At 73.1% G+C, this 18,891-nt stretch carries 6 protein-coding genes; 1 reads left to right on the forward strand and 5 read right to left on the reverse strand.

All coding sequences use genetic code 11. The features are described 5' to 3' along the window. Nucleotides 1-200 precede the first annotated feature (200 nt). Nucleotides 201-13,889, reverse strand: a complete 13,689-nt coding sequence (locus J5X86_RS18945) for a type I polyketide synthase (protein WP_208517955.1) — start codon at nucleotides 13,887-13,889, stop codon at nucleotides 201-203. A 412-nt stretch (nucleotides 13,890-14,301) separates the two neighbouring features. On the opposite strand from J5X86_RS18945, the gene J5X86_RS18950 reads away from it, so the two are divergent. Continuing rightward, nucleotides 14,302-15,594, forward strand: a complete 1,293-nt coding sequence (locus J5X86_RS18950) for a carboxymuconolactone decarboxylase family protein (RefSeq protein ID WP_208517956.1) — start codon at nucleotides 14,302-14,304, stop codon at nucleotides 15,592-15,594. A gap of 68 nt (nucleotides 15,595-15,662) precedes the next feature. On the opposite strand, the gene J5X86_RS18955 is transcribed toward J5X86_RS18950, so the two are convergent. From J5X86_RS18955 to J5X86_RS18970, 4 genes are read right to left on the reverse strand one after another with little or no spacing between them, the layout of a single operon-like run. Continuing rightward, the gene (locus J5X86_RS18955) at nucleotides 15,663-16,340 is read right to left on the reverse strand and encodes an O-methyltransferase (RefSeq protein WP_078640631.1); all 678 of its coding nucleotides are present in this window, start codon (nucleotides 16,338-16,340) and stop codon (nucleotides 15,663-15,665) included. Further along, a complete protein-coding gene (locus J5X86_RS18960; protein ID WP_308124616.1) occupies nucleotides 16,325-17,488 on the reverse strand; it encodes an HAD-IIIC family phosphatase in 1,164 nt (387 codons plus the stop codon). Before J5X86_RS18960 ends, J5X86_RS18955 begins: the two co-directional genes overlap by 16 nt. Nucleotides 17,489-17,515: 27 nt before the next feature. After that, complete coding sequence (locus J5X86_RS18965) at nucleotides 17,516-18,625, reverse strand: acyl-CoA dehydrogenase family protein (RefSeq protein WP_208517957.1); 1,110 nt, start codon at nucleotides 18,623-18,625, stop codon at nucleotides 17,516-17,518. Next, nucleotides 18,618-18,890: an acyl carrier protein gene (locus J5X86_RS18970; protein WP_043236862.1), complete on the reverse strand. Its 273-nt coding sequence runs from the start codon at nucleotides 18,888-18,890 to the stop codon at nucleotides 18,618-18,620. Before J5X86_RS18970 ends, J5X86_RS18965 begins: the two co-directional genes overlap by 8 nt. Between the last annotated feature and the right edge of the window lies 1 nt (nucleotide 18,891).

An 18,891-nucleotide genomic window follows, 5' to 3' on the forward strand; every position in this document is an offset into this window, starting at 1 on the left:
TAGATCACTCCAGACACCGTCAGGCAAGGGGAATGCGCGGGATTCACGCGCTTCCAACCCTTCCTTCCGGCGCCCAGCCGGGCATCGTCTCCCGCCGCCGTCTTCTCCTGGTGCTCCCGGACCAGCCACGCACGTGTCCTGGTGCGTACGCACCACAGGCGGGGACCGGGCCAGCCCCCGTCCCCGCCCGGAGAAGCTGTTCACCCCAGTCCGGTGAGCCAGTCGGTGAGGTGGCCTGCGGCGGCGGGGGCGTGCTGGTTGACGAGGGTGAAGTGGTTGCCCGCAGTGGTGCGGGTGGTGGTGATGTGGGGAAGGGCCGTCTGCCAGTCGTGCGGCACCGGGTCCGCCCCGTGTGCTGCGGGGAGCGGGTCCGAGGCGCGCAGGAGCAGGGTCGGGAAGGGCGTGGGTGCGGGGGTCCAGGTGTGGATGAGCTGTTCCATCCAGGCGTAGGCGGACAGGTCGGTGGCGGTGAAGCCGTCGGTGTGGTGCTCGCGCTCGTACAGGCCGTGCCACAGGTGGGGTTGGAGGGCGAGGGCGGCGGGGGATTCCAGGATGTAGGTGTCCAGGAGGACCACGGCCCGTACGGGCACCCCGTGGTCCGCGAGATGGCGGGCGGTCTCATGAGCGAGGATGCCGCCGGACGAGGTGCCCAGGAGGATCACCGGGTCGGTGGTGTCACCGCCGGTGCTCGCGGCCACGGCTTGGGCCAGCCCTTCGACGAGGGCTTCCCGGGTGGCGGGCAGTGCCTCGTCGGTGCCGAAGCCGGGGGGTGTCAGGCAGGAGACGTCCCAGGTGTCGGGGAGCGCCCCGGCCAGGGCGAAGTAGGTGTCGGGTCCGGTCAGGGGCACGATGGGGGCCACGCAGATCAGCCGGGTGCCTGAGGTGCCGGTGGTGAGCCGGTCCAGGGTGGACGGCAGAGGCCCGGTGCTCTTGGGCCGGAGGGCGGCGAGGTCGAGAAGCAGGGTTTCGGCCTCGGTCCCGCGGCCCGTCCGCACGGCGTCGCGGTGGAGGCGGGCGACCAGGTCGGTTATCGGGGCCGCGCCGGTGGCGTGGTCCTCGGCCCGCGGCGTGGCGAGGTGGTCGAGGAGATGGCCGGCCAGGTCGGCCGGGGTGGGATGGGTGAGAACGACGGTGCTGGGCAGTGTCGTGCCCATCGCGGCGGCCAGCCGGTTGCGCAGGTCGATGGCGGCGAGCGAGTCCATGCCGTGGTCACGGAAGGCGGAGTGTTCCTCGATCGCCTCGCCGGATGAGTGGCCGAGCGCCACCCCGGCCTCGCTCCGCACCAGGTCGAGGAGGAGTCGCCGCGCTTCCGCGGGCGGCAGGCTCCGCAGCCGTGCCGTGAAGTCGCCGTGTCCGCTCGCGGGTTCGGGCCCGGTGAGCTTGGCTGCCTCCGGCAGCTCGCTGAAGAACGGGCGGGGAGCGGCCTCGGTGATGACGGGGAGATGGCGGTCCCAGTCGATGTCGGCGACCGTCAGCGCGGTCTCCTGTTCATGCAGCGCCTGGGCGAGCGCGGCCAGGGCCAGGTCACCGTCGAGGAAGGACATTCCGCTGCGCAGGAGTTGCTCGCGGTCGTGCTCGCTCATCCGCCCCCGTGCCTCCTCCCAGGGGCTGTAGGCGATCGCCGTCGCGGGGGCGCCCCGGGCGCGGCGCTGGGATGCCAGCGCTTCCAGGTACGCGTTGGCCGCCGCCTGTGCCGCGTGGTGGCCGATGCCCCAGACGCCGGAGACCGAGGAGAACAGCACGAAGGCGTCCAGGCCGGTGTCGTCGAGCAGTTGGTCGAGGTGCGCGGCGCCCGCCACCTTTGTGTGCAGCGCGTCGGCGAAGTGCTCGGGGCTCGCCGTGGAGAGCGGGCCGAGCGGGCTCGTCCCGGCCGTGTGCACCACGGCGCGCACCGGATGGCCGTCCGCCGAGAGCCGGTCGAGTACGTCGGCCGCGGCCTCCCTGTCGGTCAGCTCGCACGGCACCACCTCGGCGGTCGTCCCCTGGGCGGTCAGCTCCGCCACCAGTTCGGCCGCGCCCGGTGCCGCGGGGCCACGCCGGTTCATCAGCACCAGGTGCTCCGCGCCCTGGTGGGCCAGCCATCGGGCGACCCGGCTGCCCAGCGCGCCGGTGCCGCCGGTGACCAGGGTCGTGCCGCGGGGCGCCCAGGTGCCGGGCGAGTCGGCCCGTGCCGGTGCCCGCACCAGTCGCCGGACGAGGATGCCCGAGGGGCGCACCGCCGCCTGGTCCTCCCCCAGGTCCGCCGAGAGCAGCGCGGCGAACCGCCCGGCCGCCTCGGGGTCGAGGCGCTCGGGGAGGTCGGCCGGACCGCCGCGCAGCGACGGTGCCTCCAGGGCCGCGGTCCTGGCGAGTCCGAGGACCATCGCCTGCCGCGGGTCGCGGACCGGGTCGGCCGGGCCGGTGGACACCGCGCCGCGGGTCACCGTCCACAGCGGCACCTCGGCCCCGGCCGCCATCAGCGCCTGGACCAGCGACACGCTGAGGGCCAGACCGGCGGGCAGCGCGGGTTCGCCGCTGCCGGTGTCCTCGGCCGCCGCGAGCAGCGACACCACTCCGGCCACCCGGTCGAGGCCGACGTCGGCGAGCTGTGCGGCCATCGCCTCCGGGCCGGTGCGGGTCCCGTCGAGGACCACACGGCGCGCCTGGGCGCCGTGTGCGGTCAGCGCGGACACCACATCCGTGTCGTCGATGGAGTCGGTGGTGAGCACCAGCCACGTTCCGGTCAGTGTGGGGCCGGCGGGGACGCGCAGGGGTGTCCACACCGTCCGGTAGCGCCGCCGGCCGGCCAGCGTGTGCTCGTCCTGCCGCCTGCGCCACCCCGACAGCGCGGGGAGCACCGAGTCGAGCGCACCCTTGCTCTCGGGTTCGAGGCCGATCAGCGTGGCGACGGCGGCGCTGTCTCCCTGGTCCACGGCGGTCCACAGCGGCTCGTCGGCCCCTGCGGCGGTGCCGGCCGGCGAGGTGGACGGGGCGGGCGGGGCGATCCAGTACGACTCGTGCTGGAAGGCGTAGGTGGGCAGGTCCACCGTACGGCCGCCGGGCAGCACGCTGGTCCAGTCGACGGGCACGCCGTGGGCGTACGCCTCCCCGAGCGAGCGCAGGACCCGGTCCCATCCGCCGTCGTCCCGGCGCAGGGTGCCCAGGGTGACGGCGGGGCTGCCCGCGTGCTCGATGAGCTCGCTGGTGCCGACCGCGAGCACCGGATGCGGACCGACCTCGATCATGACCCCGTAGCCCTCGCCCAGGAGACCGGTCATCGTCTCGGCGTAGGACACGGTCTGCCGCAAATTCCGGCACCAGTACCGGGCGTCCAGCTCCTCGGTGTCGAGACGGCCCCCGGTCACCGTGGAGTAGAACGGCACCTCCGAGGGGCGGGGCCGCACCGGAGCCAGCAGCTCCAGCAGTTCGGCCTCGATCTCGTCGATATGCGCCGAGTGGGCGGCGAAGTCCACCCCGGCCAGCCGCCAGCGCATGATCCTGGCGGCGGACAGACCGCGCTCGACCTGGTCGAGTGCGGCCGGATCGCCGGAGAGCGTCACCGTCTTCGGGCCGTTGACCGCCGCGATGGACACCGCGCCGGACACCTCGTCCAGCAACTCCTGTATGCGCTCCGGCGATGCCATCGCCGACATCATCGCGCCGCGTCCGGACAGGCGCTCGTGGATGAGCCGGCTGCGCAGCGCCACCACGCGGGCGCCGTCGTCCAGCGACAGGCCGCCGCTGACGCAGGCGGCGGCCACCTCGCCCTGGGAGTGGCCGACGACGGCGGCGGGCTCGACACCGAACGAGCGCCACAGCGCGGCGAGCGAGACCATGACCGTCCACAGCACGGGCTGCAGCACATCGGGGCGCCGCTCGATCGGCGGAGCGCCGGGCTCACCGCGGATCACCTCGGTGGGCGACCAGTCGAGGTACGGGGCCAGGGCCGTCTCGCACTCGGCGACGCGCGCGGCGAAGACGGGCGAGACATCGAGCAGTTCGGCCGCCATCCCGGCCCATGCCGCGTCCTGTCCGGGGAACACGAAGACCACCGGGCCGCGTTCGGTCGCCGTGCCGCGCACCGCCGCGGGATCCGAGGTGCCCTCGGCCAGGGCCGCCAGGCTTCCGCGCAGCGCCGCGGGGTCCTCGCCGACCAGCACCGCCCGATGCTCGAACGCGGCACGGGCCGTGGCCAGGGAATGCCCGATGTCCACCGGGTGCGCCCCCGGGTGGGCGTCCAGATGTGCGAGCAGTTTCGCGGCCTGGGCGCGCAGCGCCGCGGCCGACTTGCCCGCCAGCGGCCATGCCACCGGCCCGTCCCCCACCGGATCCGGGACCGGGGCGGTGGGCGCCGGGGCCTGCTCCAGTACGGCGTGGGCGTTGGTCCCGCTCATGCCGAACGCGGAGACCGCGGCCCGCCGCGGACGGCCGAGGTCGGGCCACGGTGCCGCCTCGGTCAGCAGCTCGACCGCGCCCGAGTCCCAGGCGATACGGGAGGACGGCTCGGCGGCGTGCAGCGTCTTCGGCAGTTGGCCGTGCCGCATGGCCATCACCATCTTGATGACACCCGCGACACCGGCGGCCACCTGCGTGTGTCCGATGTTGGACTTGACCGAGCCGACCAGCAGCGGCGGGTTGCCGCCCCGGTCCTGGCCGTAGGTGGCCAGCAGCGCGTGCGCTTCGATCGGATCGCCCAGGGCGGTGCCGGTTCCGTGTGCCTCGACCACGTCGACGTCGGACGCCGCGAGACCGCTGTTGGCCAGGGCCTGCCGAATGACCCGCTGCTGGGCCGGTCCGCTCGGCGCGGTCAGCCCGTTGGAGGCGCCGTCGGAGTTCACCGCCGACCCGCGGACGACCGCCAGCACCTGGTGGCCGTGGCGGACCGCGTCCGAGAGTCGCTCCAGCACCAGGAGACCGGCGCCTTCGGCGATGCCCATGCCGTCCGCCGACTCGGCGAACGCCTTACTCCGTCCGTCGGGCGCCATGACCCGGTGCCTGCTCAGCGAGACCAGCAGGTCCGGGCCGGTCAGCACGGTGGCACCGCCCGCGAGGGCCAGGGTGCTCTCCCCCGAGCGCAGCGACTGGCACGCCATATGCAGCGCGACCAGGGACGCCGAGCAGGCGGTGTCCACCGTCACGGTCGGCCCGTGGAGGTCGAAGAGATAGGCCAGACGGCCCGAGAGCACGCTGGGGAGCGTGCCGGTGAGCTGGTAGCCGTCGGAGTCCGCCGACACCCCCGTGCCGTACTGCTGGGCGGTCGCCGAGACGAAGGTGCCGGTCATGCTGGACCGCAGGGAGGCGGGGTCGATCCCGGCGCGTTCGAACGCCTCCCAGGTGAGCTCCAGCAGCATCCGCTGCTGCGGGTCCATCGAGACGGCCTCACGCGGGGAGATGCCGAAGAACGCCGCGTCGAACTCGGCCGCGCCGTCGACAAAGCCACCCGCCGCCGAGTAGGTCGTGCCCGTCCGCTCCGGGTCGGGGTGGTACGCGCCCGTGTCCCAGCCGCGGTCGGCGGGCAACGGGGAGATGGCGTCCGTGCCCTCGGTCAGCAACTCCCACAGTTGCTCGGGCGAGCGCACCCCGCCGGGAAAACGGCAGCTCATTCCGATGATCGCGATCGGCTCCGCGTCGGCCGCCCCGGTTGCGGGACCGCCCGCCGTGATCGCGGCCGGTGCGGCGCTCCCCCGCCGCTCGTCGGCCTCGCCGCCCAGCTCGGTCCACAGATGACCGGCCAGGGCCTCCGGCGTCGGATGGTCGTAGATCAGGGTCGAGGGCAGGCTCAGGCCCGTCCGCTTCCGCAGGGCGTTGCGCAACTGACCGGCGGTCAGGGAGTCGAAGCCCATGTCCTTGAACGTCCGCCCGCCCCCGGCCGCCGCCGGACCCGCGAGCCCGAGCACCGAACCCACCTGCTCACGGACGAGCTGGAGCAGGGTGTCCCGGGCCCGGTCGGCCGTCAGCCCGGTCAGCAGGCCGGAGCCGCCACCGGTGGCGGCGGCCCGGCGGACGGCGCCGGTGGGCACCAGGCCGCGGAGGACGGCGGGCACGGTGCCACGCGCCCGCAGGGCGGCCCGGTCGACGCGGGTGGCGACGAGGGACGCCTCGCCCATCGCACCCGCGGTGTCGAAGCAGGCCAGTCCCTCCTCGACGGTGAGCGTCGGCAGCCCGGCCGCGGCGATCCTGCGAAGCTGCGCGGCGCTCAGCCCGGCCGACATACCGCCGCTCCGCGGCCAGAGCCCCCAGCCGATGGACAGGCCCGCGAGGCCCTCCGCGCTCCGCCGCCGCGCCAGCGCGTCCAGGAACGCGTTGGCCGCGGTGTAGGCGGCCTGCCCCGCGTTGCCGAGGACACCGAACACCGAGGAGAACACCACGAACGCGGTCAGACCGTGGTCACGCGTCAGCTCATGCAGATGCCAGGCGCCGTCCAGTTTCGGGCGGAACACCGTGTCCAGCCGGTCCGGGGTCAGCGCCCCGATCAACCCGTCGTCGAGCACACCGGCGGCGTGCACCACCCCGGTCAGCGGGTGCTCGGCCGGGATCGCCGCCAGCAGGGCGGCCACGGCCGCGCGGTCGGAGACATCGCAGGCGGCGGCGGTCACCCGCGCGCCCTGCCCGGTCAGCTCGGCCACCAGCGCGTCCGCGCCCTCGGTGTCGGCGCCGCGACGACCGGCCAGCACCAGGTGGCGCACGCCGTGCGCGGTGACCAGGTGCCGGGCCACCAGCGCGCCGAGACCGCCCAGACCGCCGGTGACCAGTACGGTGCCGTCACCACCCCATACGGTGCCCGGCGCGGACGGGTCCGGGGCGTCGACGGAAGCCAGCCGAGGCATCAGCAACTCACCGGCGCGCACCGCCAGTTCGGGCTCGTCGCAGTCCAGCGCCGCGCGCAGGGTTCCGGCGGCGGCCGACACCGGATCCCCGGTATCGGCGGGGTCCAGGTCGAGCAGGACGAACCGGTCGGGGCTCTCCTGCCGGGCCGACCGCACCAGGCCCCACACCGTGGCCGCCACCGCGTCAGGGGCCGTACCGGCGGTGGTGGCCACCGCGCCACGGGTCACGAACACCACCCGGGCGGGCCGACTCCCGCCGGTCGCGCCCGTGTCGGCGGCGTCGCCTGAGTCGTCGTCGTTCAGGTGGTAACGCAGTGTGTCGAGCACGGACGCGGTGACCGCACGGACCGCCTCCGGCACCGGCACACCGTCCGGCGCGGTGACCGGGACCAGCACCGCCTCCCCGGCGCTCACCGGGCCGTGCCCACCGGTGTCCGGCACCGGCGCGGGCAGCCAGTCCAGGCGCAGCAGTGGCCGCGCCGCCATGGCCCCCGAGGTGTGGACGTCCGGCGTACGCAGCGTCAGCGCGCGCGCCGACACCACCGGATGGCCCTCGGTGTCCACCGCGCTCAGCGTGACCGTGTCCTCGCCCGTCGCGCGCAGCCGCACCCGCAGCACCGACGCGCCCACGGCGTGCAGGGACACCCCGGACCAGGTCGACACCTCGGAGCGAGCCGAGGCCGCCCGCCCGCCGTCCGGGCCGCCGTCGAGCCCGGTCGACGACGCGATGTGCAGCGCCGCGTCCAGCAGCGCGGGATGGAGGCGGAAGGCATCGGCATCCTCGGCGATGTGCTCGGGGAGGGCGACCTCGGTCAGCACCTCGTCCCCGGCCCGCCAGACCGCCCGGACGGCCTGGAACGCCGGCCCGTAGGCGAGCCCGGCCTCGCGCCGCCGCTCGTAGAAGCCATCGAGGTCGACGGGTACGGCGTCCACGGGCGGCCACGCCGACCCGGCATCGGCACCGGCACCGGCACCGGGCGTGCCCGGCGCGAGCGTGCCGGTGGCGTGCCGCGTCCAGGGCGCGTCCGGCGTGTCGGCGGGGCGCGCGTAGATGCCCAGGGTGCGTCGGCCGCCGTCGCCGGGGCCGCCGAGCGCGACCTGGATCCGTACGCCGACGTCGTCCTGCCCGGGCAGCACCAGCGGGGCGTCCAGGGTGAGTTCCTCGACGAGACCACAGCCGACCTCGTCGCCCGCGCGTACCGCCAGCTCGACGAATCCGGCGCCGGGGAAGGTCGTGTGCCCGGCCACCACATGGTCGGCCAGCCACGGCTGCGCCGCCACCGACAGCAGGCCGGTGCACAGCAGACCACCGGTCTCGGGCAGCTCCACGACCGCGCCGAGCAGCGGATGCTCCACACCGCCGAGCCCGGCCGGGACCGCGCCCGCCGAGGTGTTGCCGACGGGCGCGGTCCAGTACCGCTCCCGCTGGAACGCGTAGGTCGGCAGCGCGACCCGGCGCGCGTCGGTCCCGGTGAAGAGTTCGGCCCACCGGACCGGTACGCCCCGCACATACAGCCGGGCCGCCGCCGCCAGCGCGGTGGACTCCTCGCCGCGGTCCTTGCCCAGCAGCGGCACGGCCTCCACGCGCGCCACCTCGGGCAGAGCGTCCTGCGCCAGCACCGACAGCGTGGCGTCCGGGCCCAGTTCGAGGAAGGTGTGCGCGCCGGCCCGCGCCGCGGCGCCGACCGCGTCGGCGAACCGCACCGTCATCCTGACGTGCCGCACCCAGTAGTCGGGGGTACGGATCCGCTCCGCGTCGATCCGCTCACCGGTGACGGTCGAGACGATCGGGATGCGCGGCTCGCCGAAGGCCAGGCTCTCGACGACCACGCGGAAGTCGTCCAGCATCGGCGTCATCAGCGGGGAGTGGAAGGCGTGGCTGACCCGCAGCCGGGTGGTCTTGCGGCCGTCGGCCGCGAACCGGTCCGCGATGGCCTCGACCGCGTCGGCCTCCCCGGACACCACCACCGCCTCGGGGCCGTTGACCGCGGCGAGTCCCACACGGTCCTCGGAGCCGGTGAGCAGCGCCGCGACCTCGTCCTCGGTGGCCCGCAGCGCGACCATGGCGCCGCCTTCGGGCAGCGCCTGCATCAGCCGTCCGCGGGCGGCGACGAGGGTGCACGCGTCGGGCAGGGACAGCACCCCGGCCACATGGGCGGCCGCGATCTCGCCGACCGAATGCCCGATCAGCAGATCCGGCGCCGTCCCCCACGACTCCACCAGCCGGTAGAGGGCCACTTCCAGGGCGAACAGCGCGGGCTGGGCGTATTCGGTGCGGTTCAGCAGCTCCGCGTCGTCGCCGAACACCGCCTCCCGCAGCGGCCGTTCCAGTTCGCCGTCCAGCAGCGCGCAGACCTCGTCCCACGCCGCCGCGAACACCGGGAACCGGCCGTGCAGTTCGCGCCCCATGCCCAGCCGCTGGGCGCCCTGGCCGGCGAAGAGCAGCGCCAGCGGGCCGGGGTCGCCCGCCATGCCCTCGGCCACCTTCACGGGCCGCGCGTCACCGTCCCTCGCGCGGTCCGTCGCGGCCAGGAGGACCGCTCGATGCTCCAGCTCGGAGCGGGTCGTCGCCAGCGAGTAGCCGATGTCGGCCGCCGCCGCGCCGGTGTCGGCCACGAACGCGGCCAGCCGGTCCAGTTGCGCCTCCAGCGCCGCCTCGCCACGAGCCGACACCGGCCACGGCACCACGTCCGGCCCGGCCTGCGACCGCGGCGCGCCCGAGGGCCGCTCGGCGGTCTCATCGGTACGGTCCCGCGGTGGCTGCTCGATGATCACATGCGCGTTGGTGCCGCTGATCCCGAACGACGACACGCCCGCGCGGCGGGGCCGCTCGGCCGGTGGCCACAGGGTGGGCCCGGTGAGCAGCTCCACCGCCCCGGCCGACCAGTCCACCTGCGACGACGGCGCGTCCACATGCAACGTGCGCGGCAGTACGCCGTGCCGCATCGCCAGGATCATCTTGATGACGCCCGCGACACCGGCGGCGGCCTGCGTATGCCCGATGTTGGACTTGAGCGACCCCAGCAGCAGCGGGCGGTCCGGGTCCCGGTCCTGTCCGTAGGCGGCGAGCAGCGCCTGGGCCTCGATCGGGTCGCCCAGCCGGGTGCCGGTGCCGTGCCCCTCCACCGCGTCCACGTCCGACGGGACCAGTCCGGCACCGGCCAGGGCCTGGCCGATCACCTGCCGCTGCGAGGTTCCGCTGGGCGCGGTCAGGCCGTTCGACGCACCGTCGGAGTTGACCGCGGAGCCACGCAGTACGGCCAGCACCCGGTGGCCGGCCCGGGTCGCGTCCGAGAGCCGTTCCAGCACCAGGACGCCCACGCCCTCGGACCAGCCGGTGCCGTCCGCGGCCTCCGCGTACGCCTTGCAGCGGCCGTCGGGCGACAGGCCGCCCTGCCGGGCGAACTCCACGAAGATGCCGGGCTCCGACATGACGGTGACACCGCCGGCCAGCGCCAGGGAGCACTCGCCATTGCGCAGCGCCTGCGCCGCCAGGTGCATCGCCACCAGCGACGACGAGCACGCCGTGTCCACGGTCAGCGCGGGCCCGCGCAGCCCCAGGGCGTAGGCGATCCGGCCGGACAGCACGCTCGGCGAGATGCCGGTGAGCAGATACCCCTCCGCGGCGCCGGAGCTGTCCTTGAGTCGCGGACCGTAGTCCTGGGCCATCGCGCCCATGAACACGCCGGTCCGGCTGCCGTGCAGGGACGACGGGGCGATCTCGGCCCGTTCGACCGCCTCCCAGCTCATCTCCAGCGCCAGCCGCTGCTGGGGGTCCATGGCTTCCGCCTCACGCGGCGAGATCCCGAACAGGGCCGCGTCGAAACGGTCCGCGTCGTAGAGGAATCCGCCCGCCCTGCCGGTCGCCGTCATCTCCGGCGCCCATCCCCGGTTGGCGGGCAGGTCGGAGACGGCGTCGACTTCGCCCGACACCAGATCCCACAGTCCCTCCGGGGAGTTCACCCCGCCCGGGTAGCGGCAGGCCATGCCCACGATCACCACCGGGTCGTCCGCGGGGACGGCGCGGGGTGCGGGCGACGCGTCGCCGGTCAGCGGGCCGGTGAGCTCCGTGGCCAGATGGTCCGCGCACGCGTCGGGCGTGGGGTGGTCGAACAGCACGGTGTTGGGCACCCGCAGCCCGGTCGCGGCCTTCAGCCGGGTCGCCAGCTCCACCGTCATCGCCGAGTCGAAGCCCAGCTCCTTGAAGGACCGCGCCGGGTTCACCCGCTCCGCGGAGGCGAATCCCAGCACCACGGCCGTCTCCGTGCGCACCAGCCGCCCCAGGTCGGGGCGGGTCCACGAAGCGCCGGATTCCGCACGCTCCGGCTCGGGTTCCGACTCCGGTTCCAGGTCGGTGGCGTGTCCTGTTACGGCCGCCGGAACGGCCGTAGTGGCGCCCCCGGCGGGCTCCGGGAGCCAGTACCGCTCCCGCTGGAATCCGTACGTCGGCAGGGCCACCCGCCGGGCGTGGGTCCCGGCGAACGGCCGCGCCCAGTCGACCGGCACCCCGCGGACGTACACCTCGGCCAGACAGCTCAGGAACCGGTCCATTCCGCCCAGTTCGCGCCGCAGCGTGCCGACGGCGATCGCCCGGACGTCGGCCGCGTCGATGGCCTCCTGCACCGCGGGGGTCAGCACCGGGTGGGAGCTGACCTCGACGAAGGCCCGGTGGCCCTGGCCGAGCAGCGCCCGGACGGCCGGTTCGAAGGCGACGGTCTGCCGCAGATTGCGGTACCAGTACCCGGCGTCCATGCAGGTGGTGTCCAGCCACTCGCCGGTCACCGTGGAGAAGAACGGCACGTCGGCCCGGCGCGGGGCGATGCCCTCCAGCGCGGCCGACAGCTCCTCGCGCACCCGCTCCACCTGCGCCGAGTGCGAGGCGTAGTCCACCGCGATCCGCCGCACCCGCACATCCGCGCCCGCGAGTTCCTCGAACAGCTCGTCCAGCGCCTCCAGTTCACCGGAGACCACCACCGAGCCGGGCCCGTTGACCGCCGCGATCGACACCCGGCCGTCCCAGCGGCCCAGCCGCGCCTCGGCCTCGGCGCGCGGCAGCGCCACCGACAGCATGCCGCCCGCCCCAGAGAGGCGGCGTGCGATGGCCTGGCTGCGCAGCGCCACCACACGGGCCGCGTCCTCCAGCGAGAGCGCACCGGCCACGCAGGCCGCCGCGATCTCCCCCTGCGAATGGCCCAGCACCGCGTCCGGGACCACCCCATGCGCCCGCCACACCGCCGCGAGGGAGACCATCACCGCCCAGGAGGCGGGCTGGACCACATCGACCCGTTCCAGCGACGGCGCGCCTTCGGCCTGTCGCAGCACCTCCGGCAGCGACCAGTCCACATGGGGCGCGAGCGCGGCGGCGCACTGGGCCAGCCGCTCGGCGAAGACCGGGGACTCCGCCATCAACCGGACGCCCATGCCCGCCCATTGCGAACCCTGGCCGGGGAAGACGAACACCGTCCGGCCCTCGACGTCGGCCACTCCCCGCACCACGCCCGGCGCGAACTGGCCGTCGGCCAGCGCCGCCAGCGCGCCCAGGGCCTCCGGCCGGTCCGGCGCGAGGACGACGGCGCGGTGGTCGAACGCGGTTCGGGTGGTGGCCAGCGAGAAGCCCACGTCCACCGGATCGAGCCGTTCGTTCTCCGCGAGATGGGAGGCGAGGCGGGCGGCCTGCGCGCGCAGCGCGTCCCGGGTCCGGCCCGACAGCGGCCACGGCACGGCGCAACCCGCCACCAGGGCATCGTCCGCCGTGTCCGACCCCATGTCAGTCGGCTCGGTGGCGGACACCACCAGATGGCAGTTGGTGCCGCCCATGCCGAACGACGAGACGCCGGCCAGGGCACGGCCGTCGCGGTAGGGCCACGGGCGGGTCGCCGACACCACGTCCAGGTGCCACTCGTCGAAGCGGATCCGCGTATTGGGCTGGGTGAAGTTCAGGCTGGCCGGAAGCTCGCCGTTCCGCAGCGACAGCACGACCTTCAGGAGGCCCACGATGCCCGCGGCGCCCTCCAGGTGCCCCACGTTGGTCTTCGCCGAGCCGACCAGCAGCGGGCTGTCCGCGGCGCGGTCCGCTCCGTACACCGCGCCGAGCGCCGCCGCCTCCACCGGATCGCCCACCCGGGTGCCGGTCCCGTGCAGCTCCACATACTGGACCGCCGCCGGGTCGACCCCCGCGCGTCGGCACGCCGCCGCCAGCACCGCCCCCTGCCCCTCGGGGTCGGGGGTGGTCAGGCCCGCGCCGGGGCCGTCGTTGCCCACCGCGCTGCCCTCGATGACGCAGTAGATCTCGTCCCCGTCGGCCAGCGCGCTCGCCAGTGGCTTGAGCAGCACCATCCCCGCGCCCTCGCCGCGGACATACCCATTGGCGCGCTCGTCGAAGGTGAAGCAGCGGCCGTCCGGGGACAGTGCGCCGAGCCGGGCCGCCGCCAGCGCGCTGTCCCGCACCAGGTTGAGGTGCACACCGCCGGCCAGTGCGGTGGCCGACTCCCCGCGCCGCAGGCTCTCGCAGGCCAAGTGCACCGCGACCAGCGACGACGACTGCCCGGTGTCCACCACCAGGCTCGGCCCCCGCAGGCCCAGGAAGTAGGACACCCGGTTCGCGATCACACTGCGGTTCAGTCCGGTCAGGGTGTGATGAGCGATGGCCGCGGGTCCCCTGCGCCGGTCCAGTACGCCGTAGTCGTCGGCGGTTACACCGATGAACACGCCGGTGTCCTCGCCCCGTACCTCGGCGGGCAGGACGCCCGCGTCCTCCAGGACCTCCCAGCCCAGCTCCAGCGCGAGCCGCTGCTGTGGGTCCATCGCCCGCGCCTCACGCGGCGAGATCCCGAAGAACTCGGGGTCGAAACGGTCGACTTCGTCCAGGAAGGCGCCCCACCCGGTCTCGCCGGAGTCCGCCGCCTCATCGTCGCTCCAGCGGCCCGGCGGTACCTGTGACACCGCGCTCATCCCGCCGGTCAGCAACTGCCAGAACCGCGCGGGATCGTGCGCGGACGGCAATCGGCAGGACACCCCCACTACCGCGATGGCGGTGTCCTGCGGCTGGATTCGGCCAGCGGATATGGACTCAGGTCGGCTCACGGTGCCGCTCCCCACTCGTCGTCCTCACGGGCTCGGCAGGAGTGGCAAGTGCTGGCACACGCCGGGTCTCCGAGAATCCGGTGACACCGGACTGCCGTTCAAGTCGTGATCAACAATGCGCGAAATAGTACATGTATGGTCGGATGAAATCCCTGAGCCTCCCTCCGCGTGGCGTCACTCTCCCTTTGGGGCTATTCGTCGCCTGTTTCCCCTCTCGTAGATGCATGCCGGCCCATGCGAAGGTTGCTGGGAATTCACCTAGACCTCCGGTGTTTGAAAACCCGTACGATCACCTATCGTTGGGCGGGGTCGGCCGAAAAGAGCTGCCGAACGTCAAGCTGCCCGCTGCCCGACAGCCGACAGCGCGTCCGTCGAGACGCCGACGTGACAACACAAGCGCGAGGGTGAGGAAATGCGGCCCAGGATCGATCCGCAGGACGCGGACGACTTCGCCGTCACACCGGCCGGCCAGGTTTACCTCCAGGAGGTCAGCCAGTCATTGAACGGGATCCTCGCGGACCGGCCGCCGCCGAACGTCCACCGGACCATCGCCAACCACCCGACGCTGCTGCCCGCGATGCAGCCGCTGATGTCTCATGTGGCGGGCGACATCCTCCCGCCACGCGAGCGCGAGCTCATCATCCTGCGGACGGCGTGGCGTTCACAGGCGTCGTACGTCTGGGCGCATCACCATGCCGCGGGGCTCTTCGTCGGGCTGACCGAGACGGAGGTCGCCCGTGTCGCCTCGGAGGATGCCACCGGCTGGACGCCGTTCGAGGCCGCCCTCCTCGCAGCGGTCGACGAGCTCCACACCAAGTCGGCGATCTCGGACAGCACCTGGAAGCAGCTCGCCGAGCGCTACAGCGAGGAGCAGATCCTCGAACTGCTGGCCCTCGCCGGAACCTACAAGACCCTGGCGTTCATCCTGAATTCCTGCCTGGTCCCGGTCGATAGCTGGATGGAGCGTCCGGCGCTGCTGCCGGTGGACCCGGGGCAGCTCACCTCCGGCAGGCATGCCCGCCCGCGCGAGTCGCTTCCGGGATCGGGCGCCGAGACATGGAACCGACGCATCGTGCTGCAGAACGACACCGGGCTCTCGCAGCTCACACCCTCGGCGGCCCACCCCGAGCCGCCACTTCACGAGATCCTCGTCCGCTATCCGGACCTGATGTCCACGGCCACGCAGGCCCGCGAGACCGGCTCGCCGCTCCTGCTGATCCGCCGGAACTCCTCGGACATCATGCCGGACACGGACGGCTACTCCTTCAGCGCCACCCATCTGTTCGCCGATTCCACGGGTGTCCCGATTCTCGCCGAAGTGGTGGAACCGCACGACACCTGGAACGCGCACAGCGCCCTGTCCAAAATTCTCGACTACGCGGGCAGCGGGGCCCGGCACTGGCCGCTCCACATACTGCAGCGCTCGCTCGAGTACACCGCGCAATTGCAGGACACCAGCGCGGAGGGTTTGCTGGCGGAGATGGGCTATCCGATCGACCAGGGCTCCTTCCTGCGCACGATCGAGGGGAATCTGGCCCTGGGCAGGCTCCGTATGGTCATTGTGGCCAGTCAATTCCCGCCCGAATTCAACCGGGTCATCTCGTTCCTCGGCCAGCAGCTCCGCCCCGCCGAGGTGTACGGCGTCGAACTGCGCCGCTTCTCCGACGGGGCCCAGGCGGCGTACATACCGAGGGTGGTCACCTGAGCGGGGAAGCCCGCGCGGACGGCTGAGGCGGGAGGCCCCTGCCCGCCTTCATTCACTCACCAGGCCGTTCACTCACCCGCGGGGCGCGTCTTGCGGATCAGCGTGATGCCGTCCGCCATGGGGACCAGGGACATCTCCACCCGCGGATCGTCGTGGACCAGCTTGTTGAACGCGCGGATCCCGGCGGTGTCGACGTCCTGCGCCTCGGGGTCCACGACCTTGCCGAAGAACAGGGTGTTGTCGACCACGATCAGGCCGCGGTCGCCGAGAAGCGTCAGCGCCATCTCGTAGTAGTGCGGATAGCCCTGCTTGTCGGCGTCGATGAACACGAAGTCGAACGTGCCGGGGCCCTCCTCCGCGAGGATGGCCTTGAGGGTGTCGGCCGCGTCACCGACGCGCAGGTCGATCCGCCCCTCGACGCCCGCCCTGGCCCAGTAGTCGGCGCCGATGCTTGCCCAGCGGTCGGTGATGTCACAGGTGACGAGCTGTCCGCCGGGCGCGAGCGCACGGGCCAGGCACAGGGTGCTGTACCCGGTGAACGTGCCGATCTCCAGAATCCTTTTCGCCGGGGTGAGTCCGGCCAGCAGCGTCAGAAGCTGGCCCTCCTCGGGCATGACCTGCATCGCGGTGCCCGCGGGAAGCTCCGCCGTCGTCTCACGTAGCTGCCGCAGGACCTCGTCCTCCCGCAGGGAGAACTCCCGGATGTACTCCGAGAGCGCGGCCGGGAGACCTACCTGGTTCGCCATGCGTCATCCATCTTCTCTGGTCTTCTCACATCGGAACCGGCCGGGAGGCTGGCCTCCCGGCCGGCGAGGGCTAAGACGCCCTGGAGGCTGACGGCGTGCAGCTCCAGCGTGGGCGGCGGGTCGGACGGCGCCGGGGACAGATGCAGCCGCTGGATGTCCTCCTGTGCGGGCGCGGGCAGTTCGGCCCGGCAGTCGCACGGCTCGTCGGTGAAACCGGCGAAGCGGTAGGCGATCTCCATCATCCGGTTGCGCTCGGTCTGCCGGAAGTCGGCGGCCAGGTGGACACCCGCCTGGGCGGCCTGGTCGCCGAGCCAGCGCAGGATCGCCGAACCGGCGCCGAACGACACCACCCGGCACGACGTGGCCAGCAGCTTGAGATGCCAGACGCCTTCGTGCTTCTCCAGCAGTTGGAGACCGACCGCGCCATGCGGCCCGAACCGGTCGGTGAGCGTGGTCACCAGCACCTCATGGCGCGGATCGGCCAGCAGCGCCCGCAGATCGGTGATGGAGTAGTGCACACCGGTGGCGTTCATCTGGCTGGTGCGCAGCGTCAGCTCCTCCACCCGGGAGAGCTCCTCCTCGGTGGCGCGTCCGATGCGCATCACCAGTTCCAGCGAGCGCAGGAAGTCTTCACTCGGCCCCTGGAACTCCGCCTCGGCCGCCTTCCGCTCGAACCCGGCCTGGTACATCTGCCGGCGGCGGCGCGCGTCCACGGTCACCGTCGCCGGGTTGAACTCCGGCAGGGCGGAGAGCTCGGACAGTTGCTCGGCGTCATAGCAGCGGACCTCGGGCAGATGGAACTGGACCTCCGCCCGCTCCGTCGGCTGGTCGTCGATGAAGGCGATCGCGGAGAGCGCGAAGTTGAGCTCGGTGGCGATCTCCCGCACCGAATCGGACTTCGGACCCCAGCCGATGTGCGGCAGCACGAAGTACTCGGCGACGCCCAGCGCCTCCAACTGCTTCCAGGCCAGGTCGTGGTCGTTCTTGCTGGCCACCGACTGCAGGATGCCGCGGCTGTCCAGCTCGGCGATGAGTTCTCTGACCGGGGCGGGGAGCGTCACCGCTCCGTCCTCCAGCAACGTGCCCTGCCACAGGGTGTTGTCGAGGTCCCACACCAGACACTTCACGATCGAGGTCTGTTCAGCCACAGCTCTTCCTTGTCTCGGTTCGCCAACTCATGTCGCGGGCATCGACACGGCGTGGTCGGCGAGGATCAGCTCACAGATCTCCGTACTGCCCTCGATGAGCTCCATGAGCTTCGCGTCGCGGTACGCGCGCTCGACCACATGGCCCTCGTGTGCCGCCGCCGAACCCAGCACCTGCACCGCCGTGGCGGCGCCCTGCGCGGCCTGGACCGCGCTCACCTGCTTGGCGAGAACGGTGGCGACGACCATCTCGGGAGAGCCCTCGTCCCAGCACCGGCTGGCGTGTTCGCACACTCGGGTGGCGATCTGCTCGGAGGTCAGCAGATTCGCCAGGTGGCGGGCGACAAGCTGGTGGTCCGCGAGTCGCTTTCCGAACTGCGTCCGGGTGCGGGCATGGCCACGGGCCGCGTCGAGACAGGCCCGGAGGATGCCGACGCAGCCCCAGGCGACCGAGATCCGCCCGTACGCCAGCGCGGTGGTCACCAGGAGCATCAGGGGCTGTCCACCGCCGAGCACGGCGGTGGCGGGCAGCCGCACCTCGTCGAGCGTCACGTTCGCATGGCCCGCCGCCCGGCAGCCGGACGGCTGCGCCACCCTGGTCACGGTGACGCCCGGAGCCGAGGCGGGCACCACGACGGCTGCCGCACCTGAGCCATAGCGGCCGACGACAACGATCAGGTCGGCGTAGTGGGCCGCGGTCGTCCAGACCTTCTGGCCGCGGACGATGACGGTGTCGTCGTCCCGCTCGATGGTCGTGGTCATCGCCGACAGATCGCTGCCCGCCTCCGGCTCGCTGAACGCGACGGCGGCGAGCTGACGCCCGGCCAGTTTCGGCAGGTACTCGGCGTGCTGTTGTGCGCTGCCCAGGCGCTGAATGGTCCACGCGGCCATGCCCTGCGAGGTCATCACGCTCCGCAGGGAGCTGCACCGGCTGCCGACGAACGCGGTGAACTCGCCGTTCACCGCGCTGCTCGCGCCGAGCCCGCCGGACGCCTCCGGCACCCCGGCGCACAGCAGACCGCGAGCGGACAGCGTGCGCAGTACGTCGTCGGGGATCAGACCGGTCCGGTCCCACTCCGCGGCCCGGTCGCCGACGAGGTCGTCGACGAGGTCACGGGCCCCGGCGAGCGGCTCAGTCATCGGCGGGCTTCTCGCCGCCGCGCAACCGCACCACCAGAGCGGTCATGGCCGCGATGGTGCGGAAGTTGTCCCGCTTGAGGTCGTCCCCCAGGATCTGCACGGAGAACGCCTGCTCCAGATGGACGACGAGCTCCATCGCGAACATCGACGACACCAGCCCGGACCCGAAGAGGTCCTGGTCGGCAGGGACCTCCGCCTTCACCCGCTCCGAGACGAACGCTGTGATCGCCTGCTCGGTCGCCTCGGCGGTGACTGCCTGGTCCATA

Source organism: Streptomyces sp. NEAU-YJ-81 (genome assembly GCF_017592595.1).
In the GTDB taxonomy this organism is placed as follows: Bacteria; Actinomycetota; Actinomycetes; order Streptomycetales; family Streptomycetaceae; genus Streptomyces; species Streptomyces hygroscopicus_B.

Coding starts and splice junctions, on each gene's coding strand:
- J5X86_RS18950 (WP_208517956.1), top strand. CDS start 14,302: ATGCGGCCCAGGATCGATCCGCAGGACGCGGACGACTTCGCCGTCACA.
- J5X86_RS18955 (WP_078640631.1), bottom strand. CDS start 16,340: ATGGCGAACCAGGTAGGTCTCCCGGCCGCGCTCTCGGAGTACATCCGG.
- J5X86_RS18965 (WP_208517957.1), bottom strand. CDS start 18,625: ATGACTGAGCCGCTCGCCGGGGCCCGTGACCTCGTCGACGACCTCGTC.
- J5X86_RS18970 (WP_043236862.1), bottom strand. CDS start 18,890: ATGGACCAGGCAGTCACCGCCGAGGCGACCGAGCAGGCGATCACAGCG.